Origin of the sequence: uncultured Microbacterium sp., from assembly GCF_947489255.1 — a bacterium.
Taxonomy (GTDB): domain Bacteria; phylum Actinomycetota; class Actinomycetes; order Actinomycetales; family Microbacteriaceae; genus Microbacterium; species Microbacterium phycohabitans.
Genome location: NZ_CANLCY010000002.1, coordinates 315,027 through 338,309, shown reverse-complemented (window position 1 = coordinate 338,309; position 23,283 = coordinate 315,027). Strand labels below are relative to the sequence as shown.

Annotated in this window: 26 protein-coding genes and 2 tRNA genes; 14 read left to right on the top strand and 14 right to left on the bottom strand. The window is 70.5% G+C overall.

The genetic code is table 11. From position 1 onward, the window contains the following. Window positions 1-335 precede the first annotated feature (335 nt). From Q0818_RS05555 to Q0818_RS05545, 3 genes are all read right to left on the bottom strand, one after another. A complete protein-coding gene (locus tag Q0818_RS05555; RefSeq protein WP_298872459.1) occupies window positions 336-1,328 on the bottom strand; it encodes a DNA-formamidopyrimidine glycosylase family protein in 993 nt (330 codons plus the stop codon). Next, window positions 1,328-1,870: a ribose-5-phosphate isomerase gene (locus Q0818_RS05550; protein ID WP_298872457.1), complete on the bottom strand. Its 543-nt coding sequence runs from the start codon at window positions 1,868-1,870 to the stop codon at window positions 1,328-1,330. Before Q0818_RS05550 ends, Q0818_RS05555 begins: the two co-directional genes overlap by 1 nt. Window positions 1,871-2,003: 133 nt before the next feature. Then, the gene (locus Q0818_RS05545) at window positions 2,004-3,191 is read right to left on the bottom strand and encodes a ferrochelatase (RefSeq protein WP_298872454.1); all 1,188 of its coding nucleotides are present in this window, start codon (window positions 3,189-3,191) and stop codon (window positions 2,004-2,006) included. 150 nt (window positions 3,192-3,341) lie between these two features. Between Q0818_RS05545 and pepN the strand changes: the two genes are divergently transcribed. The 5 genes from pepN (at window position 3,342) to Q0818_RS05520 (ending at window position 9,518) form a co-directional block, all read left to right on the top strand. After that, window positions 3,342-5,891 carry an aminopeptidase N gene (gene pepN / locus Q0818_RS05540; RefSeq protein WP_298872451.1) on the top strand — a complete coding sequence of 850 codons (2,550 nt, stop codon included), beginning with the start codon at window positions 3,342-3,344 and terminating at the stop codon, window positions 5,889-5,891. A gap of 134 nt (window positions 5,892-6,025) precedes the next feature. Next, on the top strand, window positions 6,026-6,937 hold the full coding sequence (locus Q0818_RS05535) for an ABC transporter ATP-binding protein (protein WP_298872448.1): 912 nt from the start codon (window positions 6,026-6,028) through the stop codon (window positions 6,935-6,937). Beyond that, window positions 6,934-7,734 carry an ABC transporter permease subunit gene (locus tag Q0818_RS05530; protein ID WP_298872446.1) on the top strand — a complete coding sequence of 267 codons (801 nt, stop codon included), beginning with the start codon at window positions 6,934-6,936 and terminating at the stop codon, window positions 7,732-7,734. Before Q0818_RS05535 ends, Q0818_RS05530 begins: the two co-directional genes overlap by 4 nt. Before the next feature lie 84 nt (window positions 7,735-7,818). Then, window positions 7,819-9,072 carry a mechanosensitive ion channel family protein gene (locus Q0818_RS05525; RefSeq protein WP_298872444.1) on the top strand — a complete coding sequence of 418 codons (1,254 nt, stop codon included), beginning with the start codon at window positions 7,819-7,821 and terminating at the stop codon, window positions 9,070-9,072. Beyond that, complete coding sequence (locus Q0818_RS05520) at window positions 9,069-9,518, top strand: globin (RefSeq protein ID WP_298872442.1); 450 nt, start codon at window positions 9,069-9,071, stop codon at window positions 9,516-9,518. Before Q0818_RS05525 ends, Q0818_RS05520 begins: the two co-directional genes overlap by 4 nt. Before the next feature lie 35 nt (window positions 9,519-9,553). Here Q0818_RS05520 and Q0818_RS05515 read toward each other — a convergent pair whose 3' ends face one another. Then, on the bottom strand, window positions 9,554-10,378 hold the full coding sequence (locus Q0818_RS05515) for a cation-transporting ATPase (RefSeq protein WP_298872439.1): 825 nt from the start codon (window positions 10,376-10,378) through the stop codon (window positions 9,554-9,556). A gap of 170 nt (window positions 10,379-10,548) precedes the next feature. Next, a complete protein-coding gene (locus Q0818_RS05510) occupies window positions 10,549-11,217 on the bottom strand; it encodes a hypothetical protein (RefSeq protein WP_298872436.1) in 669 nt (222 codons plus the stop codon). Window positions 11,218-11,271: 54 nt separating this feature from the next. Here Q0818_RS05510 and Q0818_RS05505 point away from each other — a divergent pair, with 54 nt between their 5' ends. Continuing rightward, complete coding sequence (locus Q0818_RS05505; RefSeq protein ID WP_298872432.1) at window positions 11,272-12,141, top strand: acyl-CoA thioesterase II; 870 nt, start codon at window positions 11,272-11,274, stop codon at window positions 12,139-12,141. Window positions 12,142-12,238: 97 nt separating this feature from the next. Here the strand turns inward: Q0818_RS05505 and Q0818_RS05500 are convergent, their stop codons facing one another. The 4 genes from Q0818_RS05500 to Q0818_RS05485 all read right to left on the bottom strand — a co-directional run bounded on the left by Q0818_RS05500 (window position 12,239) and on the right by Q0818_RS05485 (window position 15,637). Next, window positions 12,239-12,778 carry a thioesterase family protein gene (locus Q0818_RS05500; protein WP_298872429.1) on the bottom strand — a complete coding sequence of 180 codons (540 nt, stop codon included), beginning with the start codon at window positions 12,776-12,778 and terminating at the stop codon, window positions 12,239-12,241. Next, on the bottom strand, window positions 12,771-14,450 hold the full coding sequence (gene ettA / locus Q0818_RS05495) for an energy-dependent translational throttle protein EttA (protein ID WP_298872426.1): 1,680 nt from the start codon (window positions 14,448-14,450) through the stop codon (window positions 12,771-12,773). The genes Q0818_RS05500 and ettA overlap by 8 nt, the downstream gene beginning before the upstream one ends. 69 nt (window positions 14,451-14,519) lie before the next feature. Then, window positions 14,520-15,029 carry a hypothetical protein gene (locus Q0818_RS05490; protein ID WP_298872424.1) on the bottom strand — a complete coding sequence of 170 codons (510 nt, stop codon included), beginning with the start codon at window positions 15,027-15,029 and terminating at the stop codon, window positions 14,520-14,522. A gap of 62 nt (window positions 15,030-15,091) precedes the next feature. After that, window positions 15,092-15,637, bottom strand: coding sequence for a single-stranded DNA-binding protein (locus Q0818_RS05485; protein ID WP_298872421.1), 546 nt, complete (start codon window positions 15,635-15,637; stop codon window positions 15,092-15,094). A gap of 217 nt (window positions 15,638-15,854) precedes the next feature. Between Q0818_RS05485 and Q0818_RS05480 the strand changes: the two genes are divergently transcribed. Further along, on the top strand, window positions 15,855-16,112 hold the full coding sequence (locus Q0818_RS05480) for a hypothetical protein (RefSeq protein WP_298872418.1): 258 nt from the start codon (window positions 15,855-15,857) through the stop codon (window positions 16,110-16,112). Window positions 16,113-16,163: 51 nt separating this feature from the next. Here the strand turns inward: Q0818_RS05480 and Q0818_RS05475 are convergent, their stop codons facing one another. Further along, the gene (locus Q0818_RS05475) at window positions 16,164-17,582 is read right to left on the bottom strand and encodes a PLP-dependent aminotransferase family protein (protein WP_298872415.1); all 1,419 of its coding nucleotides are present in this window, start codon (window positions 17,580-17,582) and stop codon (window positions 16,164-16,166) included. Between the two features lie 61 nt (window positions 17,583-17,643). Here Q0818_RS05475 and Q0818_RS05470 point away from each other — a divergent pair, with 61 nt between their 5' ends. Beyond that, window positions 17,644-18,252, top strand: a complete 609-nt coding sequence (locus Q0818_RS05470) for a hypothetical protein (RefSeq protein ID WP_298872413.1) — start codon at window positions 17,644-17,646, stop codon at window positions 18,250-18,252. 50 nt (window positions 18,253-18,302) lie between these two features. Here Q0818_RS05470 and Q0818_RS05465 read toward each other — a convergent pair whose 3' ends face one another. Further along, a complete protein-coding gene (locus Q0818_RS05465) occupies window positions 18,303-18,512 on the bottom strand; it encodes a methyltransferase (protein ID WP_298872410.1) in 210 nt (69 codons plus the stop codon). A gap of 104 nt (window positions 18,513-18,616) precedes the next feature. On the opposite strand from Q0818_RS05465, the gene Q0818_RS05460 reads away from it, so the two are divergent. The 6 genes from Q0818_RS05460 to Q0818_RS05435 all read left to right on the top strand — a co-directional run bounded on the left by Q0818_RS05460 (window position 18,617) and on the right by Q0818_RS05435 (window position 20,763). Next, a tRNA-Arg gene (locus Q0818_RS05460) sits at window positions 18,617-18,692 on the top strand. A 35-nt stretch (window positions 18,693-18,727) separates the two neighbouring features. Continuing rightward, window positions 18,728-19,354, top strand: a complete 627-nt coding sequence (orn, locus tag Q0818_RS05455) for an oligoribonuclease (protein WP_298872407.1) — start codon at window positions 18,728-18,730, stop codon at window positions 19,352-19,354. Between the two features lie 36 nt (window positions 19,355-19,390). After that, a tRNA-His gene (locus Q0818_RS05450) sits at window positions 19,391-19,466 on the top strand. Window positions 19,467-19,637: 171 nt separating this feature from the next. Beyond that, window positions 19,638-19,985, top strand: coding sequence for a metallopeptidase family protein (locus Q0818_RS05445; RefSeq protein WP_298873142.1), 348 nt, complete (start codon window positions 19,638-19,640; stop codon window positions 19,983-19,985). Next, window positions 19,976-20,284: an ATP-dependent Clp protease adapter ClpS gene (clpS, locus tag Q0818_RS05440; protein WP_298872405.1), complete on the top strand. Its 309-nt coding sequence runs from the start codon at window positions 19,976-19,978 to the stop codon at window positions 20,282-20,284. Before Q0818_RS05445 ends, clpS begins: the two co-directional genes overlap by 10 nt. Continuing rightward, a complete protein-coding gene (locus Q0818_RS05435) occupies window positions 20,281-20,763 on the top strand; it encodes a DUF2017 family protein (protein ID WP_298872402.1) in 483 nt (160 codons plus the stop codon). Before clpS ends, Q0818_RS05435 begins: the two co-directional genes overlap by 4 nt. A gap of 65 nt (window positions 20,764-20,828) precedes the next feature. On the opposite strand, the gene Q0818_RS05430 is transcribed toward Q0818_RS05435, so the two are convergent. The 3 genes from Q0818_RS05430 to Q0818_RS05420 form a co-directional block, all read right to left on the bottom strand. Next, window positions 20,829-21,422 carry a hypothetical protein gene (locus Q0818_RS05430; protein WP_298872399.1) on the bottom strand — a complete coding sequence of 198 codons (594 nt, stop codon included), beginning with the start codon at window positions 21,420-21,422 and terminating at the stop codon, window positions 20,829-20,831. Further along, the gene (locus Q0818_RS05425; protein ID WP_076675934.1) at window positions 21,397-21,717 is read right to left on the bottom strand and encodes a hypothetical protein; all 321 of its coding nucleotides are present in this window, start codon (window positions 21,715-21,717) and stop codon (window positions 21,397-21,399) included. Before Q0818_RS05425 ends, Q0818_RS05430 begins: the two co-directional genes overlap by 26 nt. 63 nt (window positions 21,718-21,780) lie before the next feature. After that, window positions 21,781-23,037 carry a DNA polymerase IV gene (locus Q0818_RS05420; protein WP_298872395.1) on the bottom strand — a complete coding sequence of 419 codons (1,257 nt, stop codon included), beginning with the start codon at window positions 23,035-23,037 and terminating at the stop codon, window positions 21,781-21,783. Window positions 23,038-23,283: the final 246 nt, after the last annotated feature.

Sequence of the window (23,283 nt, the reverse complement as noted above, 5' to 3'; positions counted from 1 at the left end):
CGGCCCGCTGCGGTCGGCTTCGACGGACGCAGCCTCCTCCACCCCAGGTCCCTGAGCCCGTCGAAGGGACCGAGACCCGCGACGGGGCCGGAGACTTCGACAGGCTCAGCCTCCTCCGCCCCAGGTCCCTGAGCCCGTCGAAGGGACCGGGACCCGCGACCGCCCGGAGGCTTCGACAGGCTCAGCCTCCTCCGCCCCGAGCCGGCCGAGGCACAGAGACCCACGACCGCCCGGAAGCTTCGACAGACTCAGCCTCCTCCACCCCAGGTCCCTGAGCCTGTCGAAGGGACCGGGACCCGCGGACGGGCCGCCGGGTCAGCGTCCCGAGGAGCCCGTCACGCCTGACAGCGAGGGCACCAGTACAGCTTGCGCCCCGCGGCCTCCTCCATGAGCACCGTCGTCCCGCACACCCGGCACGGGAGTCCCGCCCGGTGGTAGACCCAGTGCCGGTCGTCGCGGTGCGCCATGGCCCGGCGGTACGCCTCGGGATCGAGGTCGTCCATCGTCATCATCTGACCGGTCTCGACGCCGATGGGCAGCAGCCGCGCCCAGTCGCGCCACAGGTCGCGCACGACCTCCTCGGGCACCTCCCGCCCGGGGGTGTGCGGGTTCTGGCGCGCGCGGAACAGCAGCTCGGCACGGTAGACGTTGCCGATGCCGCTGACCACGGACTGGTCCATGAGCAGCAGGCCGATGGGGGTCGGCTTCTTCCGCACGACCGCGGTGAATCGTTCCTCCCCCTCGGCGACGTCATCGACGAGCGGGTCGGGGCCCAACTTCGCGATCGTCGCCGCGACCTCGTCGGGCGACTGCAGCGCGCACGCCGTCGGTCCGCGCAGATCGGCGCAGGTGGTGTCGGTGAGCAGGCGCAGCCGCACCGCACCCACGACCGGCGGGGGCCACTCGATCTGCTCGTCGAGCCCCGTCGTCTGCTCCGACATGCGCACCCGCGCGCGTCGCGGAGCGCCGATGGAGCTCAGGGAGTTCTCGCCCGCGGCATCCAGGATCGGCTCTTCGTCCGCGACGGTGCCGCGCTGATTGGTCTGCCCCATGCGTCCGTTCGCGGACGCGATGGTGGCATCGACCGAGACCTCGCCGGCGAAGTCCCAGGCCCCGTACATGCCGAGGTGCACGCGCAGCCAGACGTCTCCGTCGAAACGCAGGAACATCTGCTTCGCGACCGCCCGCGCCTCGAGCGCTTCTCGTCCGTCGATGACGGCAGCGCCCTCGACGAAGCGACCCTGGGGACTGGATGCCGAGACCGTGCGTCCGACGATGTTGCGCTCGAACTGACGAGCGATCCGATGGACGGAGTGCCCTTCGGGCATCAGCCTGCCTCGGGGTCGAACGAGTCGCTGGCGTCGGTCATCGTGTTCTCCGAACGCCCGGCACGCGGGTCGGGCAGCAGCACGCCGTCCTGCTCGAACGCGGCGAGCTGGCCGATGCGACGCGCGTGGCGCTCCTCGCCCGAGAACGGCGTGGCGATGAACCGGTCGATGAACGACGCGGCCTCGTCGAAGGTGTGCTGGCGCGCGCCGATCGAGATGACGTTGGCGTCATTGTGCTCACGAGCGAGCTCGGCCGTGGAGATGTTCCACACGAGTGCCGCCCGCACGCCCAGCACCTTGTTCGCCGCGATCTGTTCGCCGTTGCCGGAGCCGCCGAACACGACACCGAGGGCCTCGACGCCCTGAGCCTGATCGCGTACGACGGCTTGAGCCGCGCGGATGCAGAACGCCGGGTAATCGTCGAGCGGGTCGTACTCGATCGGTCCGTGATCGATGACCTCGTGCCCCTGGGCGGCAAGGTGGTGCTGGATCTGGGTGGAGAACTCGAGACCGGCGTGATCGGTGCCGATGTGGATGCGCATGGGGCCAATCCTATTGAGCAGCGCCGACATCGGGCCCGCGGATGACGCCTCGCCGCACCCTCCCCGGTCGCCCGGGCGCGCACACGACGACGCCGCCCGCTCCCAGGAAGGAGACGGGCGGCGTCGATGGCGCTCAGGGGCGCAGTCCCGCAGCTACCGGCTTGAAGCCGGCGCGGATGTTCTCGCAGCACCCGGGACGGCAGACGTCGTACCAGGGACCGAGATCGGTCAGGTGCGGCCGCTCGGACTTCGGCGCGCCGGTGAGACGTTCCTCGACGAGGTCGACGAGACCCGACACGTAAGCGGGGTCGATACCGGGCGTCGGGGTGCGCACGGCCCGGATGCCGGCCTCTTCGGCGGCCTCCATGGCCTCGGTGTCGAGGTCCCACAGCACTTCCATGTGGTCGCTGACGAACCCGAGCGGAACGATGACCACGGCCTCGGCGCCTCGGCCGGGCAGCTCCGCGATGACGTCATTGACGTCGGGCTCGAGCCACGGCTGCGTGGGCGGGCCCGAGCGCGACTGGTAGACGAGCTCCCATTCCACGTCGGCGACGGCCGCGGCGACCTCGGCCATGACGAACGCGGCGACGGCCTTGTGCTGGGCCTCGTAGGCGCCGCCCTCGCCGAAGTCGACGTCGCGCGGACCGGAACGCTGCGCGTCGGCCGTGGGGATGGAGTGGGTGGAGAAGAGCACGCGGATCTTCTCGGGCGCGATGCCGTCGGCGACGAAGGACGAGACCGCCTCGGTGACGCCCGTGACGAACGTCGAGACGAACCCGGGGTGATCGAAGAACTGACGCACCTTGTCGATGGTGACCGTCTCACCCAGACCCGTCGCCTCGAGCACCCGCGCGTAGTCCTCGCGGTACTGACGGCAGCTCGAGAACGAGCTGTAGGCGCTGGTCGCGATGGCCAGCAGCGTGGTGTCGCCGGCCTCGGCCGCCTCGGTCACGGCCTCTTCGAGGTACGGCGACCAGTTGCGATTGCCCCAGTAGACCGGAAGGCCCAGACCGCGCTTGGCGATCTCCGCCTCGAGGGCCGCCTTGAGCTCGCGGTTGTGCTGGTTGATGGGGCTCACGCCGCCGAAGTGGCGGTAGTGGTGGGCGACCTCTTCGAGGCGCTCGTCGGGGATGCCGCGTCCACGCGTCACGTTGCGCAGGAACGGGATGACGTCGTCCTGCCCCTCGGGCCCGCCGAAACCGGCGAGGAGGATGCCGTCGTAGGCCACCGGCGTCTCGACCCACTTGGGTCCGGACGCCGCGGCAGGCGACGCGTAGAGGACGGTCTCAGGGCTGGTGTCCGTGTCGGTCGTGCTCACGCACACATCCTCCCACCCCGCCGATGGGCCTGGACGCGAGATATCTCGCGACTAGGCTATTACGGTTGCCATCGTCGCCGACGGCGTCCGCCGTGACCCGCGCCGGAGCGTCATCCGCGACGATCCCACCCTCATCCCCGGGAGACGCCAGTGCCAGGAGAAAACCTCACCCGCATCGAAGCGCAGGAGCGCCGTGCGATCGTCGACACGCACGAGTACGACGTGCAGCTCGACCTCACCCGCGGAGACGAGGTGTTCTCCTCACGCACGGTCGTGCGCTTCGCCGCCACCGAGGGAGCGTCGACGTTCATCGACCTCATCGCGCGCACGGTGCACTCCGTCACGCTGAACGGCCGTTCGCTCGACCCCGCCACGGTGTTCGTCGACTCCCGCATCGCGCTCGACGACCTCGCCGCCACGAACGAGCTCGTGGTCGAAGCCGACTGCGAGTACACCAACACCGGCGAGGGCCTGCACCGCTTCGTCGACCCCGTCGACGGCGAGGTCTACCTCTACTCGCAGTTCGAGGTGCCCGACTCGCGCCGCATGTACACGGTGTTCGAGCAGCCCGACCTCAAGGCCGCCTTCACCTTCTCGGTGACCGCTCCCGCGCGCTGGAAGGTCGTCTCCAACTCCCCCACCCCCGAGCCCGTCGCCCTCGACGGCGATTCCGCGCGCTGGGACTTCCCTCCCACCCCCCGCATCTCGTCGTACATCACGGCCCTCGTCGCGGGCCCCTACGAGGCCACCTACAGCGAGCTCACGAGCGCCGACGGCCGCGTCATCCCGCTCGGCGTCTTCGCCCGCAAGAGCCTGTGGCAGTACCTCGACGCCGACTACGTGTTCGAGAAGACCCGCCAGGGCTTCGCGTACTTCGAGGAGAAGTTCGGCTTCCCCTATCCCTTCGCCAAGTACGACCAGCTCTTCGTGCCCGAGTTCAACGCCGGCGCGATGGAGAACGCGGGTGCGGTCACGTTCACCGAGACCTACGTCTTCCGCTCCAAGGTGACGGATGCCGTCAAGGAGCGTCGCGTCGTGACGATCCTGCACGAGCTCGCGCACATGTGGTTCGGCGACCTCGTGACCATGAAGTGGTGGAACGACCTGTGGCTGAACGAATCGTTCGCCGAGTGGGCCTCCACCATCGCCACCGCCGAGGCGACCGAGTGGGAAGCCGCGTGGACGACCTTCAACGCGATGGAGAAGACCTGGGCGTACCGCCAGGATCAGCTGCCCTCGACCCACCCGGTCGTCGCCGAGATCAACGACCTCGAAGACGTGCAGGTCAACTTCGACGGCATCACTTACGCCAAGGGCGGATCCGTCCTCAAGCAGCTGGCCGCCTGGGTCGGCATCGAGCAGTTCTTCGCCGGTGTCGCGGCGTACTTCCAGAAGCACCAGTGGTCGAACACCGAGGTCGGCGATCTGCTCACCGAGCTCGAGACCACGAGCGGACGCGACCTGGGCGACTGGGCCAAGAAGTGGCTCGAGACCGCGGGCGTGAACACGCTCACCCCGCTCATCGAAGAGGGTGCCGACGGCACCATCTCGCGCTTCGCGATCGTGCAGACCGCGCCGAGCGACTACCCCACGATCCGCCCGCACCGCCTCGGCATCGGCTTCTACTCGCTGAACGACGCCGGAGCGCTCGAGCGCGTCCACCACGTCGAGCTCGACGTCGACGGCGACCGCACCGAGGTGGCCGAGCTGCGCGGCATCCGTCGTCCCGACCTCGTGCTGCTCAACGACGACGACCTCGCCTACGCGAAGATCCGTCTCGACGAGCGCTCGCTGGCGACGGCCATCGCCCACCTCAAGGACATCTCCGACCCCCTCGCCCGCTCGCTCGTCTGGGGCGCCGCGTGGGATCAGACCCGGGATGCCGAGGCCTCGGCGACCGATTACCTCGACCTCGTGCTGCAGAACATCGGCTCCGAGACCGAGTCGACCACCGTGCGCACGACGCTGGCCCAGCTGCAGCTCGCCGCGAACTCGTACGTCGCCCCTTCCACGCGGGATGCGGCGCGTGAGCGCGTCGCCGACGGACTGTGGGCCCTCGCCCAGCAGGCCGAGGCCGGGAGCGACAGCCAGCTGCAGTTCGTCACGGCGTTCGCGTCGGCGGCATCCACTCCGGCCCACGCCGAGACGGTGAAGGCCCTGCGCGACGGGTCGACGACCCTCGAGGGTCTCGAGATCGACACCGACCTGTCGTGGCAGCTGCTGGTGTCGCTCGCCGCGGCGGGCGTCGTCAGCGGGGCTGATATCGAGGAGGCCCGCGCGGCCGACAACACCGCCAAGGGCGGCGAATTCGCGGCGATGGCGAAGGCGTCACTGCCCTCGCGCGAGGCCAAGCAGGAGGCGTGGGACTCGTTGATCGTCCGCACCGACGCGCCGAACACGATCGTGCGCTCGACCGCCGCCGGGTTCACCAACCCCGCGACGGTCAACGTGCTCGCCGACTTCGTCGAGCCGTACTTCGCGATGCTGCTGCCGATCTGGGAGTCGCGCAGCTACCAGATCGCGCAGTACCTCATCGTGGGTCTGTACCCCGCCGCCCTGGCGAACAAGTCCCTGCGCGACGCGACCCGTCAGTGGCTCTCGCAGAACGCCGACGCGGCCCCGGCGCTGCGCCGTCTCGTCGGTGAGAACCTCGCCGGCGTCGAGCGTGCGCTGGCCGTACAGGAGCGCGACGCGCAGTAGACCGCACCCCGACGACGGATGCCCTCTCCCCCACCGGGAGGGGGCATCCGTCGTTCCGGGTCATCCTCGCGATGACGCGGGATCATCCCCGCGACCGACGCCCGCGCCGGGGGCTGATCCGTAGCGTCGAACGCATGATCGTTGCAGACAATCTCACCAAGCGATACGGCGCGAAGACCGCCGTCGACGGTGTCTCGTTCACCGTCGCCCCGGGGCGGGTGACCGGCTTCCTCGGGCCCAACGGCGCGGGCAAGTCCACGACCATGCGCATGATCGTGGGGCTCGATCGCCCCACCTCCGGCCGGGTCACGGTCTCGGGACGGGAGTACCGCCATCTGCGCTCTCCGCTGACCGAGGTCGGCGTGCTCCTCGACGCGAAGGCCGTGCACACGGGCCGCTCGGCACGCAACCATCTGCGCGCCCTCGCCGCGACCCACGGCATCGGCCGGGAACGGGTCGACGAGGTCATCGAGCTCACGGGCATCGGCGCGGTCGCGGGGAAGCGCGCGGGCGGGTTCTCGCTCGGGATGGGGCAGCGCCTCGGCATCGCGGCGGCGCTGCTCGGCGACCCGCACACGCTGATCCTCGACGAGCCCGTGAACGGCCTCGACCCCGAGGGCGTGCGCTGGGTGCGACAGTTCGTGCGGCACCTGGCCGCAGAGGGCCGCACGGTCCTGCTGTCGAGCCACCTGATGAGCGAGATGGCGCAGACCGCCGACCACGTCATCGTCCTGGGGCGTGGCCGCGTCCTCGCCGACGCGCCCCTCGCCGACCTCGTCGGGGCCTGGACGACCACGACCCTCGTCGTGCGCTCGCCCCGCCTCGACGACCTCGTCACCGCGCTGCAGACCCCGGATGCCACGATCGCGGCGATCGAGCCGGGTGCGGCCCAGATCACCGGGGTCCCCCCGCAGACGGTCGGCGACATCGCCGCCGAGCGCGGCATCCCCCTCTACGAGCTCAGCCCGCGCGTCGGATCCCTCGAGGACGCCTACCTCGCCCTGACCGACGACTCGGTCGAGTACAAGACCAAGGAGATCGCATGACCACGCTCGTCGCCGGACCCCGCAGGTCCACGCACGCTCCGGCTCATGGCCTGAGCTTCACCCGCCTTCTCCGCGGGGAGGCGATCAAGATCCTCACCCTGCGCTCGACGTGGTGGTCGCTCGGGGTCACCGCCGCCCTGTCGGTCGGTATCTCGCTCCTGATCGCCGTGGCGACCAGCGATACGGACGGGTCGATGGCGCCGACGAACGTCATCCTGGCCCCCACCCAGTTCACGATGCTCGTGGCGGGCATCCTCGGTGCGATCGTCGTCACCGGCGAGTATTCCACCGGCATGATCCGCTCGACCCTGACCGCCGAACCGCGTCGGGGAGCCGTGCTGCTGGCCAAGGCGATCGTCGTGGCGGTGACCATGATGGTCACCACGGTCGTGATCTACGCCGTCGCGATGGCCTTCACCGCACCCTTGACGACCGCGGGGATCGATTGGGCGTCACCCGCGGACTCGATCGTCCCGCTCGGCTGGGGCGTGGTGTCGATGGCGTGCTTCACCCTCATGGGTGTCGGCTTCGGCTTCCTGCTGCGCAGCGGAGCGGCCGCCATCGCGGTCACGGTGGGCGTGCTGTTCGTGCTGCCGATCGTCCTCAGCCTCTTCGCGATCGCGGGTCCGGACTGGATGTGGGTCGTCGAGGCGGGCCGGTACCTCCCCGTGGACGCGGCCGGCGCGCTGACGCGGGCCGGGGCACAGGACCTCCTCGAGCCCGCGCTCACCTTGGCCGGGTGGGTCGTCGGGCCGCTCGCGCTCGGATGGATCGCCCTGCGGACGCGCGACGCCTGACCCCTCCTCCCCATCCTCCGCACCCTCCACGGATGCCTCGACGCTCAGCCGGCGCCGAGGCATCCGTCGTTAGTCTGATTCCCGATGTTCGTTCTCGCCGAAAACCCCGATCCCAGCCCGTCGCCCACGATCACCTCGCCCGCCCAGCTGGCCGACCTCGACACCTGGGCCTGGATCGGCGGGCAGTTACTCGGTTTCGGCGGCGTGCTGCTGCAGATCCTCGGCATCGTCGTCGGCATCGCCGTCGCCGCGTGGGTCTTGCGCGTCATCATCCGCCGGGTGGTCGACCGCATCGTCAATGGTGCCAAGAGCAAGGCCCGCGTCGATGACACGCAGGCGCTTGACCGCTCTCCCCTCAGCGCCGTCCGGCTCGTGCAACGCACGCGCACTCTCGGCACGATTCTGCAGAACATCGTCAACGTCATCCTCGTGATCGTCGCGCTCGTGTGGATCGCCGGCATCGTCGCGCCCGACGCCCTCGCATCGCTCACCCTGCTCACCGCGGCGATCGGCGCCGGCCTCGGCTTCGGCGCTCAGAACATCGTCAAAGACGTTCTCAACGGCATCTTCATCGTCGCCGAAGACCAGATCGGCATCGGCGACGTGGTCGACCTGGGACTCGCGACGGGCATCGTCGAGTTCGTGAGCGTCCGCATCACGCACGTGCGCGACGTCAACGGCACGCTCTGGTACGTACGCAACGGCGAGATCACGCGCATCGGCAACATGTCGCAGGGCTGGTCGCGCGTCATCATCGATCTCGCCGTGCCGGTGGATGCCGACATCGACGACGTCGAGAAGGCCATGCTCAGCGCGGCGAAGGCGATGTCGAAGGAGCAGAAGTGGCGTTCCCGCATCATCGAGCAGCCCGAGATCTGGGGCCTCGAGTCGATCAGCGGTGATGCCCTCGTCATCCGTCTCGTCATGAAGACGCGATCGAGCGCCAAAGACGACGTCGCCCGTGAGCTGCGGGCGCGCCTGAAGCGCGCCATCGACGCGATGGGGATCGCCCTGCCCCACCTGAACTCCATCGTCCTCACCGGCGCCGAGGGCGCGCAGAGCGTGCGGGGAGCCCACCCGCCGAAGACGAAGGAGACGCCCGTCGCCGTCGTCAACGATCGTCCGCGCTGGAAGCCGCGAGGGCGTCGCCTCGACGTCTCGGATACGGTGGAGGACCGCACCGAGCACGATGCCGCTCCGGCGCCGAAGGTCGAGAAGACCAAGACGCGGCGCGACGACACCCCCACTTCGGTTGTCGACCTGCCCGAAGCGCCGGGTGCCGACACGCCGAAGCCGACTCCCCCGGCCGCACGCGCCGACGAAGAGGGCACCCCATGAGCGAACCGGTGAGCTTCTACGACCAGGTCGGGGGCATGGAGACCTTCCGCCGGCTCGTCGACGCGTTCTACCGCGGCGTCGCGTCCGACGAGGTGCTCAAGCCCATGTACCCCGAAGAGGATCTCGGTCCGGCCGCGGAGCGGCTGACGCTCTTCCTGGCGCAGTACTGGGGCGGTCCGGCCACCTATGGTGAAACGCGCGGGCATCCGCGACTGCGCATGCGCCACATGCCGTTCCACGTCGACCCCGACGCGCGCGACCGGTGGCTCCGCCACATGCGCGCGGCCGTCGACGAGATCGCCCTGCCTCCCGCGTTCGAAGCGCCCCTCTGGGATTACCTCGAGCGCGCCGCCTACGCCATGGTCAACACGTTCGAGCCGCGCGGGATCGGTCCGCAGCAGAACGGACGACCCGACACCGGACTGCCCGTCCGCGCGAGCGACTGACGTCGTTCCGCCCGGCGGGCCGGTGCCGCCCCTCCTCAGCGGCCGAGGAAGTCCCCGAAGCCGGGGAGGTCGAGGTTCGACAACCCCTCGCCGAAGCCGCTGAGCTGTTCTCCGGCTCCGGTCACGGCATCCTGAGCTCCTCCCGCCCACTCGCCGACGACGCCGCCGTCGGCCAGCGACGCGAGGTCGACACCGGATGCCAGGGCCTCGAGGTCGACGCCCTCGGCGAGCCCCGCGAAGTCCACGCCCATCTGACCGGCCTGAGCGAGCAGCGGACCGGCGACGGCACTGACGACCGCGCCGCCCGCGACCGCCGCCAGAAGACCGCCGGCTCCGACGACACCCGCGCCCACGAGCCCGCCGCGCCCTGCCTTCGCGAGCAGGGCGGACATCCGGCCGGGGCGCGTCGCCTCGGCTCGCGCGGCGGTGCGGGCGAGGTCGTCCGGCGCGTCCGAGCGCGGACGCTCGTGCGGGGAGAGCTCGGCATCCATCCGCTCCCGCACGTGCGCGCGCTGCTCGGGAGTCAGGCGGGCGAAGGCCTCACGGTGCATCTGCTCGACGTGCTCGGGGTCGGCCGTGCGCACGAGGTAGTCGTAGCGGGCGATCGCCGCGCGGTCGGCCGCCGAGAGGGAGGAGCGGGAGGCCGTGCCTCGGGCGGCCGGCGGGGCGTACCGGTCCCCGCGGGGCGCGGAAGGGGCCACGGCGTCACGCGAGCGGGCGTCGCCGGTCACGGCGTCGGCGGCGGAACGCACCATGTCGCGCCAGTCGCGGCCTGCGGGAGCGGAGCCTGAGCCCTTCGCGGACGCGGCCTTTCCGGCGGCCTTCGAGGCGAGATCGAACAGACGGGAGAACGAGACCATGGGAGAACCTCTCGACGGGCGGCATGCTGCCGCGACGTCAAGGTCTCCTCCGCCCTTTCGGACCGACGCACCCGGAATCCAACCGTGGACTCGTGATGACGGATACGCCGTGTCGGGAGTACTCCCCTTGCTCGTCCGATCGTAAGGATCGCACCTGTGTGCGGGCTGGGTCAGCTCCCGGTCGCGCGCACCGCCGTGAGGCCCGACCGCACCGGACCTCGCACGAGGACGTGACCGCGGGCGAGACTGACGCGCGTCCAGGCGCCGCTCCGACGCACCGGTGCCTCCTCGCTCCCCGCGATGAACCCGAGGGCGAACGCGGCGAAGGCCACACCCAGCGGGAGGTCCGCGAGAGCCGCGTCGGGCTGCCCCCACACCTGCGCCCGGATCACCCGCACCACATCTTCGCCCGCGTCCGCCGGCAGGGCGTCGGCGACGGCAGCGACGCCGTATTGCGCGCGAGCCGCGAGCACGGAGGCGTCGATGATGCCCGTCTGCTCCCAGCCGCCCTGCGGCGGCGAGATTCCCGCCCACGCCGGAGACGTCGCGGTCTCGGGCAGGACGACGGCGTTCGCGTCGTCGGGGGCGGGCAGGAGCGCCGACGCCTCGACGACGAGGTCGCACTCGAGTTCGGGGTCGATCGCCGACGCGCGCAGCCCGAGAACGGTGGGCGTCGCGTCCATCAGGCCGCGGGGGGCGAGCGGCGCGGCCGTCGTGACCAGGACTCCCCCGCGGGCGCGGAGGCGCACGGTTCCGTCGCCGAGACGGATCGTCCGGCTCGAGAAGGTGAGCAGGTCGGCTGCCGCCTGCGGGTCGGGGAACAACAGGCGCGCGGACACCCGCTCTAAACTAGCAAGCGGTGCGCACCTCGTCGCACCGGAACGGGAGTCAGCGTGACCGACGCCATCGATCCCGTGGCGTCTTTGCTCGCGGTCCTCGACCTCCGCGATGCCGGCGCCCGGACGACCGAAGACATCTTCACGGGGGTGTCGCAGGCCATGCCGACCGGCCGTGTCTACGGCGGACAGGTGCTCGCGCAGACGATCGTCGCCGCATCGCGCACGCTCCCGCCCGAGCGCCCCGTGCATTCGATGCACGGCTACTTCCTGCGTCCGGGCGACCCGAGCGACGGCATCACGTTCTCGGTCGACCGCATCCACGACGGTCGCTCCTTCTCGACGCGGCGCACGCAGGCGTTCCAGTCGGGAGTGCCGATCTTCTCGATGATCGCGTCGTTCCAAGACGAAGACCCCGGTCTCGAGCACTTCGAGCCCATGCCCGACGGCACCGCCCAGCCCGAGGACACGGCGCCCGTCGACGTCGAGACGCTGCATCCCATCAGCCGTCGCATGCTGTCGGCGAGTCCCGTCGACGTGCGTCACGTCTCGTCGCCGGTGTACGCATCGGTCGAGGGCCCGCACGTGCCGCGGCAGGCCGTGTGGATGAAGCTGCGCCGCCCCATCACCGACGACCCGGCCGTCCATCGCGCCGCCCTCGCGTACCTCAGTGATCTGACGATCCAGGAGACGATCCTGCGCGCCCACGGCGTGGCCTGGAACGCCCCGGGGCTGCGCGTGGCGAGTCTCGATCACGCGATGTGGTGGCACCGCCCCGGACGCGTCGACGACTGGCTGCTTTACGTGCAGGAGTCGCCGAACGCCCGCGGCGGGCGTGGTCTGTCGACGGGCCGCGTCTACACGCGGGACGGCGTGCTGCTGGCGAGCGTCGCACAGGAGGTCATGGTGCGCGTGCCGCGCGACTGACCGGATGATGCGGATGCCGCCACCCGGCGGCATCCATCCGGCGTCTCACGGTCACCACGACGGCGTGAGACTGGGGGCCCCGCCACCTCGGCTCGACTCAGCCCTTCGCGGATCGGCGGCGATATTCGATCGGGTCGCCCACGTAGGGCCTCCACGCCGCGCGCTCGGCCTCGCTCCAGCGGATGGGCCGGCCGCTCGCCGTGTCGACGAGGACGACGACGGCGGTGGCCCGCGCATAGAGCACCTGATCGGCGTCGCCGATCGGGCTGAATACCTCGAAGCAGATGTCGGCGCTGGATCCGCCCATCGCGCCGATCCACATGCGCACGTCGAGAGGGCGCTGGCTGTAGGGCACCGGGCGGAGGTACTCGATCTCCTGGCGAGCGATGAGCGTCGCCCGCTCGCCGCCGCTCTCGAGGACGCTCATGTCGAAGACCGCCGTCGGCAGCGCCTCGCCCTCGCCGTCGCCGCGCCAGAACGCGCGCAGGCGCGCCTCCTCGAGCAGCTTGAGCATCGACGTGTTGTTGACGTGCCCGAGCGCGTCGAGATCGCCCCACCGCAGCGGGATCGGCACGTGGAGCCGCTCGGGCCCCGCCGCGGCGGGGCCCGAGTCGGGGGTGAGGCGTGCGTCAGTCACGCGTGAGCTTGCGGTAGGTCGACCGCGACGGGTTGGCGGCATCCGCGCCGAGGCGCTCGATCTTGTTCGCCTCATAGGCCTCGAAGTTGCCCTCGAACCAGTGCCACTGGTCGGGGTTCTCCTCGGTTCCCTCGTAGGCGAGGATGTGCGTCGCGATGCGGTCGAGGAACCACCGGTCGTGGGTGATGACCACGGCGCAACCGGGGAACTCGAGGAGAGCGTTCTCGAGCGAGCTCAGCGTCTCGACGTCGAGGTCGTTGGTCGGCTCGTCGAGGAGCAGCAGGTTGCCGCCCTCTTTCAGCGTCAGGGCGAGGTTCAAGCGGTTGCGCTCACCACCCGAGAGCACACCGGCCTTCTTCTGCTGGTCGGGCCCCTTGAAGCCGAACTTCGACACGTAGGCGCGCGAGGGGATCTCGGTCTTGCCGACCGTGATGATGTCGAGGCCGTCGGACACGACCTCCCACAGCGTCTTCTCGGGGTCGATGTTCGCGCGCGACTGGTCGACGTAGCTGATCTTGACGGTCTCGCCGATCTTCAGCGTTCCGCCGTCGAGAGGCTCGAGGCCGACGATCGTCTTGAACAGCGTGGTCTTTCCCACGCCGTTCGGACCGATCACGCCGACGATGCCGTTCGGCGGCAGGTTGAAGCTCAGGTTGCTGATGAGCGAGCGGTCTCCGAAGCTCTTCTGGAGCTTCTTCGCATCGATGACGATGCTGCCCAGGCGCGGACCCGCGGGGATCTGGATCTCATCGAAGTCCAACTTGCGCGTGCGCTCCGCCTCGGCCGCCATCTCCTCGTATCGAGCCAGACGGGCCTTCGACTTGACCTGACGGCCCTTGGCGTTCGAGCGGACCCACTCGAGCTCGTCCTTGAGTCGCTTCGCGAGCTTCGCGTCCTTCTTGCCCTGGACGTCGAGGCGCTGCGCCTTTTTGTCGAGGTACGTGGAGTAGTTGCCCTCGTAGGGGTAGAGGTGACCGCGGTCGACCTCGGCGATCCACTCCGCGACGTTGTCGAGGAAGTACCGGTCGTGGGTGATGGCGATGACCGCACCCTTGTAGGCCTTGAGGTGCTGCTCGAGCCAGAGCACGCTCTCGGCGTCGAGGTGGTTGGTGGGCTCGTCGAGCAGCAGCAGGTCGGGCTTCTGCAGCAGCAGCTTCGCCAGCGCCACGCGGCGACGCTCACCACCCGAGAGCGGCACGACCGAGGCGTCCGCCGGGGGCGTGCGCAGGGCGTCCATCGCCTGCTCGAGCTGCGAGTCGAGGTCCCAGCCGTCGGCGGCGTCGATCTCTTCCTGCAGCGTGCCCATCTCGGCCAGCAGCGCGTCGAAGTCCGCGTCGGGGTCGGCCATGAGAGCGGAGATCTCGTTGAAGCGGTCGAGCTTCGGCTTGATCGCCACGCCGTCCTGGATGTTCTCCAGCACGGTCTTGCTGTCGTCGAGCTCGGGCTCCTGCATCAGGATGCCGACCGTGAAGCCGGGGCTGAGGCGCGCCTCACCGTTGGAGGGCGTGTCGAGGCCGGCCATGATCTTGAGGATCGTGGACTTTCCCGCGCCGTTCGGACCGACCATGCCGATCTTGGCGCCGGGGAGGAACGACATCGTGACGTCGTCGAGGATCAGTTTTTCGCCGACTGCCTTGCGGGCACGGACCATGGAGTAGATGTATTCGGCCATAACCGTTCCAGTCTAGGGGCGGCGACCCCGCGGACCGACGTGACGACGGCGCAGCGGCCGCTGCCGGGTTCACCAATCGATGGCGCGGGTTCGCCCGATGAGGCAGCCGCCGGAGCTCAACCCGGGCAGAACCGTCGTCACGGGATCGCCGATCGAAGGGCCCACCTGCCCGACGAGGCACTCCTCGCCCACCCGAACGGCGAATTCGATGCTCTCCGCCGCGTTGCCGATGGTGGACTCATCGGAGGTGACCTGCATCGCCGCCTTGTCGAAGCCGGCCGCCACCAGGGCATCGATGTATGCGCGTCCCGACGCGGGGTTCGACCCCGTCCACACCGACGCCACGGTCTGCGAGAACAGCGGGAGGCGCTGCGCGGCCTCGCCCGCGGAGGAGGCCGCCGGGGTCGACGAGGCGTCGGCCGCGGGGGCCGTCGCCTCACCGCGCGGAGCTGCCGTCGGGGACGACTCGCCACTGCCCGTGTCGGTTCCCGGAGCGGGCGTACCGCCCGTGCACCCCGCGAGACCGAACGCGGCCACGAGCGTCAGAGCGGCGAGGGATCGTCCGAGGAAGCGAGACACGCCGTCGAGTCTACGGACCCGCCCCGCGCGCTCCCGGTGGATCGGCCTCTCCGCCTCGAGGTTCAGAACGGAGCAGCGTCCGCGGGCACCTCGACGCCGCCGAGCTCCCCCGCGCCCACGACGAGCTCCGACCGTGCGGGCTCGGTTCCCCGGTCCGCGATGACGGCAGGCGTCTCGAGGGGAGCCCCCGGTACGGTCCATCCCCCACCGTCCCTCTCGTCGCGCGGCGCGGGTTCGGCCGTCTGCTGCGGCTTCGCGGCGCGTTGGAACACCGATACGCCCCAGCGCAGATCGTGGCCGATGGCATCCGCGACGACGTCGGCGCTCACGCCGCGCTTGCTCTCGGTCTCCCACTCCCGGAGACGCAGCCGGCCGCTCAGGATCACTCGCTCGCCCTTCTGGAACGAGCGCAGAGCGTGGGCGCCGAGGTCGCCGAAGACCGAGATGGCGTAGAAGTTCGTGTGCCCGTCCACCCATTCGCCCTTCTCGCGGTCGAACCTCCTCTCGCCCACGGCGAGGCGGAAGGCGGCGACCGGTCCGCCCCCGCGGGTGGTGCGCTGCTCGAGGTCGCCGACGATGTTGCCGACCAGGGTGATGTGATCGCTCATGATGTGTCCTCTCGATGGGGCATTCCGATGTGTCGTGACGCTCCGGCATCCGTGTGCCCGACGGATGCCGGAGCCGTGCTCAGCGTCCCGCGATAGGGAGGGACGGCGGGGGCGCCATCACCAAAACGGTGGATGGATGCCGCATCGGACGCACTGGGGAGGACGGGTGGCGTTCCCGCGCCGGGGCGATGTCGGAGGTCGGTCGTACCGTGTCCGCATGAGCACCGCACTGTGGAACGACCTCGCTCCGGCACCGCGCTCGGCCGGGTGGGGCGCGGCGACGCACGTCGCCGCCGGTCTGTGGCGCATCGCCGACCCGCGAGGCATCGTGGTGGGCCACATCCGTGCCATCGCGGCCGACGGCGGATGGCGCTACACGGCCGAGCGCTTCCACACCGCGTCAGGCAGTTTCCGGCGGCTCGGGGAGTTCTGGTCGTCGAGCGACGCCGTCGAGTGCCTGCGCTACGCGCGATGAGCCGCATGGCGGCGCTCGGGGCGCCCCGGGGGCGACGAGGCCGCAGCCCGGTCACACCACCGTGGCGAAGTCCTCCCGCGCGGGCACCGTGCGCCCTCCCCGCACGTCGTCCCACGCCGCGCGCAGTATCTCCACGGCGCGTTCGAGCGTGGCGGGCGGAGCGGTGAAGGGGACGCGCAGGCGACGGTCGTGTCCGCCTTCGACAGCGAAGCGGGAGCCGGCCGAGAGAGCCAGTCCGCGCGAACGCGCGTTCATGACCAGCGGAGTGCTGAGCGGCTCCCCGATGCCGACCCACACCGATACGCCGCCGCTCACCCGGGGGACGTCCCACTCCGGGAACGTATCGATCAGCGCGGTCCGCAGGGCGTCCCGTCCCGCACGCAGCAGTTCTCCCCGCTGCCGGGCGATCTCATCGAGCCGCGGCACCAGGCGCGTCGCGATGGCCTGCTCGAGCTCCGGCGTTCCGAGATCGTGCACGGGGCGCCCGCTCACGAGGCGGCGGATGATGTCGGGAGCGGCGCGCACCCATCCCACCCGGAGACCGCCCCAGACCGTCTTCCCCAGCGACGCGACGCGGATGATGCGCTCGTCGTCCGGGAAGGGTGCGGCATCCCCCTGGCGGTCGATGTCGAGCTGTCCCGTGGTCTCGTCGAGCACGAGGAGCGTTCCGGCACTGCGGGCTCCCGACACGAACGCGTCGACCTCGCGCTCGTCCATCGAGCGTCCGGTCGGATTGTGGAAGTCGGGCATGAGGTAGGCCAGCGAGGGCAGGGCCCGCGCGAAGCTCTGCTCGGCACGCTCGACGTCCCATCCGTCATCCGAGTCGACGGGCACCCCGATCAGGCGTGCTCCGACCCGACGGAAGGCGTCGGCCGCGTGGGGGTAGGTCGGCGTCTCGAGCATGACTCGGTCGGCCCGACCGATGAGCACGGAGGCGATCAGGTGGATGGCGCTCTGCGCGCCCGTCGTGACGAGGATCTGGTCCGGTGAGGTCGCGAGCCCCCGATTCGCGTAGTGATCCGCGATGGCCGCGCGCAGTGTGGGATCGCCCACGACGTCGTATCCGATTCGGGAGACCAGCGCGGGGGCCTGGGTTGCGGCCTCGGCGATGACCGCCGGGAGCCCCGGCCATGCCGCGGGACTGGCCTGTTGCAGGTCGATGCTGTCGGCATCCGCGTCGAGTCGGCCGGGGTCGCTCCGCCGGAGCGGGAGGGTCACGCTGCCGCTGCCGCGGAGGCTCGCGATGTGGCCCGTCTCGCGCAGACTCCGATAGGCCGCGGCCACCGTGGTGCGACTGAGCGACAGCGCGGCGGCGAGCTCCCGCTCGGCCGGGAGGGCGGTCGAGGGGGCGAGACGGTTGTCCAGGCACAGCAGGCGCACGCCGTCGGCCAGCGCCTCGTAGGCCGGGCCGCTTCCGCGCCAGCCGCCCAGGGCCGCTGCGAGGGCGCGGGCGGAGATGCGGGAGTCCATGCGGCCACCGTAGCGCAATTGGCCTCTACGCCACAGTCCAATCCGATGATTGGATTGACGCATGTTCTCCCGCGTCACCCGCCTCCTCGTCGGACTCGTCATCTACGGCACCGGAGCCGCCTTCACCGTCGCCGCCGGCCTCGGCGTCGACCCCTGGACCGTCTTCGCCCAGGGCATCTCGCGAGTGACGGGCGTCGGCATCGGATGGGTCACGAACATCGTCGGGCTCGGCGTCCTCCTCCTATGGATCCCCCTGCGCCAGAAGCCGGGCGTCGGCACGATCGCGAACATCCTGCTGGTCGGAACCAGCCTGCAGCTGGCCCTCGCCGTCCTGCCGCACCCCGATGTCCTCTGGCTCCAAGCCCTCATGCTCGTCACCGGCGTGGTGCTGGTGGCGGTGGCATCCGGGCTCTACATCGGAGCGAACTTCGGCCCCGGACCCCGAGACGGACTGATGACCGGACTGCACGGGCGCTTCGGGTGGCCGATCTGGGCGTGCCGGCTCGCCGTCGAGGGCACGGTACTCGTGCTGGGGTGGCTCCTGGGCGGCACCGTGGGGATCGGCACCGTGATCTTCGCACTCGGCATCGGGCCCCTCGTGCACATCGCGATGCCGCTGCTGGCGACTCCCCGCCCCGCACCGCGGCTGCGGCCCGACGCACGGGTCTGAGACGAGCGCCCCGCCCGCGGCGGATGCCGAGCGGGCGGGGCGTCGCGCGGTCAGTGCTCTCGGAACTCCGGGCGGTCGCTGCCAGGCTTGAGATGCGAGTGCAGTGCGCTCTTTGCGATGTCCATCGACGGGTAGACGCCCAACCTCTCGTCCTTGCCCGTCATGTGGACGCTGTAGCCCTCGGCATCCTTCTGGATGGTTCCGACGACACCCACCGGGCCGTAGGCCACCCAGAGTCGTCGCGTCGCGGTGTCTGACATGAGTGCTCCTTCGCTCTCGTTCGCCCGGAGGCTACGCCCGCTCGGGCGCCCGCGCCAGGGGCTGGTGCGACGTCGAGGGTGCGACCGATATCCTGGATCGACGACCCCCAGTAGCTCAGTGGATAGAGCAGCGGCCTTCTAATCCGCCGGTCACACGTTCGAATCGTGTCTGGGGGACCAGACCCGGTGTCGCACCCCCTCAGTAGGATGTGGGGATGGTAAACGCCTCCGAGAACGACCGGCTCGTCTGGATCGACTGCGAGATGACCGGTCTCGACCTCGGCGTCGACGAACTCGTCGAGATCGCCGTCGTCATCACCGACTTCGAGCTGAACGTGCTCGACCCGGGCTTCCAGATCGTCATCAAGCCCGACGACTCCGCTCTGGCCAACATGGGTGAGTTCGTCACCGAGATGCACCGGTCGTCGGGGCTCCTCGACGAGATCCCGAACGGCGTCAGCCTCGCGGATGCCGAGTTCCAGACGCTCGAATACATCCAGCGCTTCGCGCCGGTCGAGGGCAAGGCGCCGCTCGCCGGCAACACCATCGGCACCGACCGCATGTTCCTCGCGAAGTACATGCCCCGCGTCGACCGTTGGCTGCACTACCGCAACGTCGACGTGTCGAGCATCAAGGAGCTCTCGCGCCGCTGGTATCCGCGCGCCTACTTCCAGGCGCCCGCGAAGAACGGCGGCCACCGGGCCCTTGCCGACATCCGCGAGTCGATCCGCGAGCTCGCGTACTACCGCGCCGCCGTGTTCGTGCCCCAGCCCGGTCCCACCAGCGACGAGGCGAAGGCCGTCTCGGCGTCGGCCGTGTCGTCGTTCGCTCTCGACGTGTGACATAATCTTTCAGTTGTCTTCTTCCGAAGACACATGGTGGCTATAGCTCAGTTGGTAGAGCACCGCGTTGTGGTCGCGGGGGCCGCGGGTTCAAGTCCCGTTAGCCACCCCAACACGCACAGAAGCCCGGCCGAGATCGCGCCGGGCTTCTGTGTTTCCGGATGCCGGCTCCCCCGCGCCCGTAGAATCGTCGGGTGGACGCTGCCCGCGCGGATGCGGCATCCGCCCACCGCTTCGACCCCCGGGAGGCCACGTGAACGACGACGTCGATGCGCGTCCCGCGATGGTCATGACGCCCGACGCGTTCGAGCAGCTCGTCGTCGACGAGCTCGACCGGCTTCCGGACGACATGGTCGAAGGCCTCGACAACGTCGTGTTCGTCGTCGAGGACCGCCCCGAGGACGGCTCGCTCGACCTGCTGGGGCTCTACGACGGGTGGGCGCTCACCGAGCGCGACCGGTACGGCGTCGGAGAACTGCCCGACCGCATCATCCTCTACCGCGAGTCGCACCTCGCCGCCTGCGCCGACGAGGACGAACTGCGCGACGAGATCCACACCACGCTCGTGCACGAGATCGCGCACTTCTACGGCATCGACGACGACCGCCTGCACGAATTCGGGTGGGCATGATGGCGCGCACCGCCTCTCCCGACCTCGACGTCGATCACGAACGAAGCCTCGACGCGCAACCGCCGTCCTCCTGGCAGACGGTCGTCTGGAACGACCCCGTCAACCTCATGAGCTACGTGTCCCACGTGTTCCGCACGTACTTCGGCTTCGACGCCGCGACCGCCCACCGCCTCATGATGGCCGTGCACCACGACGGGCACGCCGTGGTCGCGCGCGGCCCGCGCGAGGTCATGGAGGCCCACACGCAGGCCATGCACGATTTCGGCCTCTGGGCCACCGTCAGGAAGGACCCCTCGTGAGCGAGCGGATCGTCGTCCTCGAGATCAGCGGTCTCGAAGCCCTCCACCTCGCCGGGATCGTCGGGCAGTTCCGCGACCTTCTCGCCGACTCCCGCACCGACGACGACCCGGCCGTGGCCCGGCTCATGCCCGACGCGTATCCCGACGACGAGGCCGCCAGCCGCGAGTTCCGCAGGCTCACGGGGGGCGATCTGATCGAGCGGCGTTCGCAGGATGCCGCGACCGTGCTGCAGACGCTGGGGGCCGACGGCGGCGAACCGACGCCCGCGGGCGATCCGGACGCGACCATCGCCGTCGCCCTGGGCGAAGGCGAAGCCCTCGCGTGGATGCGCACGCTGTCGGCGGTGCGCCTCGTGCTCGCCACGAGACTCGGCATCCACGACGAGGACCACCATCAGCCCGATGATCCGCGCTTCGGGGTGTACGACTGGATCGGCTACCGCCTCGACGGACTCATCGCCGCTCTCGAACGTCCCTGAGCCGCTGTCGGTGCCGGTGCCGAGCTAGGCGCCGATGCACGTCGGGCGCCGGTGTCGGCGCGGGATCAGGGGATGCGCACGCGCACGTCAGCGCGTTCGGCGGGGCTGTGCTCCTCGAGGTGGGCGTCCTCCTGGAGCGCCCACCGCTGCCAGTGCGGGCGGTACGTGTCGCCGTCGCGCGAAAGTGCGCGGTGCCGGCGCGAGGGCGTCGGCGCTTCGACCCAGACCGACACGTCGACGAGCCGCGCCACCTCCGGTGTGAGGATTCCCGCTCCCTCGACGACCAGCGGCAGCGAGGGGTCCACCGCGTACGCCTCGGCGCGCGTCCCGGCCTCCCAGTCCCAGCGCTGCCACACCCCGAGGAGTCCTCGGGCGTGCGGCAGCAGGATCGTCTCGCGGGCGTACTGCACTCCCTCGGCGAGGCCGTCCCATCCCGGGTAGACGTCGTCGAGAGCGACGAGCTGCACCCGACCGCGCCCGGGCCACGCCGAGACGAGTCGCCGCGCGAGCGAACTCTTGCCCGCCCCGCTGCGCCCGTCGATGACCACCGCGGGGTTCGATGCGCCGACCGCGACGATACGCGCCGTCACCGCGGCGACCGCCGCGACGAGGGCCTGGTCGACCGGGTCCGCGTTACTTCTTGAGGGCGCGGATGACACGGCTGAGCGCGCGACCGGCGACCCACACGAACGGGATGCCGACGGCGAGCAGAGAGACGAGGTTGGGGTCGAACCGGAGGTCGTCGCCGCGGCGGATGTAGGCCCCGAGCGGGAGGGTGTAGCCGCCTCCGCCACCTCCGCCGTTGCCCTGCTCGTCCGAGCCGCCGCCGTAGCCGGCCCAGGTGAGCGCGACGGGGACGATGCGCACACCGTCGACGTCCTGCTGCTCCCCGTACGCGGAGGTGACGCCGAAGCTGGTGGCCTGCTTGCCGAGTTCCAATGCGATGTTGGGCATGAGCCCACCGTAGCCGCCCGCGCGGCCGCGCCGCAGGGGCGTTGCGCGCGTCGGACGAGCGTGTCAGTGGTCGTACGACGGGCGCGGGTTGGCCGGCAGCGCGCCTCCCCCGCGAGAGGGCCCCAGCAGCGAGCCCCGCGTCACGGCCCCGCGACCGAAGCGTGCGGCCGCCCCGTCGAGGGCACCCTCCACGCGACGCCATTCCGCGTCGTCGTCCCAGAGCGTCGCGGCCATCGCGGCAGGCTTGAGCTTCTCGCCGCGAACTCCCACGAGCCGCACCGCCTGCCGCCGATCGATCGAGTCGAACAGTTCGATCGCGGCATCCCCGATGCGCTGGCCGACGGAGGTCGGCTCGGTCAGGGTGCGCGAGCGGCTGAGCGTGGTGAAGTCGGAGAAACGCACCTTGATCGAGATCGTCGACGCCTCGTACTGCTGCGCACGCAGGCGCGCGCCGACCCGGTCGGCGAGACGCCGGAGCTCCACGTGCAGGGTGCGCGTGTCGGAGATGTCGGTATGGAACGTCTCCTCGTGGCCGACGCTCTTCTCGGAGCGGCCGGTATGGACCTCGCGCGCATCGATCCCCCGCGACAGATGCCAGATGCGCTCCCCCATCGCCGCCCCCAGGACCTGATCGAGAGCGTGGCGCGGGGTGTCGAGGATGTCGGAGATGAGGCGGATGCCACGCGACTCCAGCGCCTCCGCCGCCTTCGGCCCGACGCCCCACAGCGCGCGCACCGACCGGGGCCGCAGGAACCTCTCGGTGTCGGTCGCGGCCACGATGAGCAGCCCGTCGGGCTTGGAGATCGTGGATGCCATCTTCGCGACGTGCTTGGTGGCGGCGACGCCGATGCTGCAGGTGAGACCCGTCTCGGCCTTGACCCGGGCGCGGAGATCGCGGGCGATCGTCCCGGGACTCCCCCACAGGCGCCGCGCGCCTCGCACGTCGAGGAACGCCTCGTCGATCGACAGGGGCTCGACCAGCGGCGTGACGTCGTGGAAGATCGCCATGACCTGACGCGACATCTCGGTGTACCGGTGGTACGGCGGATTGACCACGATCGCCGTGGGACACAGGCGCAGCGCGATCGCCACCGGCATCGCGGACTTCACGCCGTAACGGCGCGCCTCGTACGAGGCACTCGAGACGACACCGCGCCCCTCGGACCCGCCGATGATCAGGGGCTTGCCGGCGAGCGAGGGGTCGTCGAGTACGGCGACCGAGGCGAAGAACGCGTCCATGTCGACATGCAGGATGCCGGTCCCGGTGTCGTCGGCGTCGGGGCGCGAGACGATGCGCCCCGTGCCGTCTCCGCGTCCCATGGCATCCATTCTCCCCCGGACCTCCGACATCGAGCCCGCCCGCGACGCCACCCCGCGCACAACCTCCGCGATGCGCACAACCTCCGCCGGAACCCCGCGAACCCGACGGAGCCTGCGCGCCTCGCTCACCTCGCGCACCGCCCGCCCGCGACGCCACCCCGCGCACAACCTCCGCGATGCGCACAACCTCGGCCGGAACCGCGCGAACCCGACGGAGCCTGCGCACATCGCTCACCACGCGCACCG